Annotated in this window: 1 protein-coding gene; it reads left to right on the top strand. The window is 64.6% G+C overall.

The window, feature by feature from the left end; all coding sequences use genetic code 11:
• A partial coding sequence (locus OZ411_RS43155; RefSeq protein ID WP_282532834.1) for a peptidylprolyl isomerase occupies positions 1-404 on the top strand: 404 nt, incomplete at both ends.

Raw genomic sequence — 404 nt, 5'->3', positions numbered from 1 at the left:
CTCTATCTGCAGCAGGTCTCGACCCCGCCGGCGAGCTTCCCGAGCGAGGACGACCTGCAGAAGGTCTATGATGCCAACCGCGCCTCGTTCCTGATGCCGCGGCAGTTCGAGCTGGCGCAGATTTTCGTGCCGCTGGCCAAGGACGCCGACAAGGCGACCGAGGACAAGGCGAAGAAGACCGTCGAGGAGCTGCAGCGCAAGCTGAAGGCGCCTGGCGCCGACTTTGCCGCGCTCGCCAACGAGACCAGCGAAGCCAAGAACGGTGAGAAGAATGGCGGCGAGCTCGGCTGGCTGGCGGAGACCCAGATCAGGCCCGAAATCCGCACCCAGGTGATGGCGCTCGCCAAGAATGCGATCGCCGAGCCGATCAAGCTCGACGACGGCTGGCACATCATCAAGCTCAC

The sequence above is a fragment of the Bradyrhizobium sp. Arg237L genome (assembly GCF_029990105.1).
In the GTDB taxonomy this organism is placed as follows: Bacteria; Pseudomonadota; Alphaproteobacteria; order Rhizobiales; family Xanthobacteraceae; genus Bradyrhizobium.
Note: the sequence above shows the minus strand (reverse complement) of the source record. Positions and strands in the feature narration are given on the sequence as shown.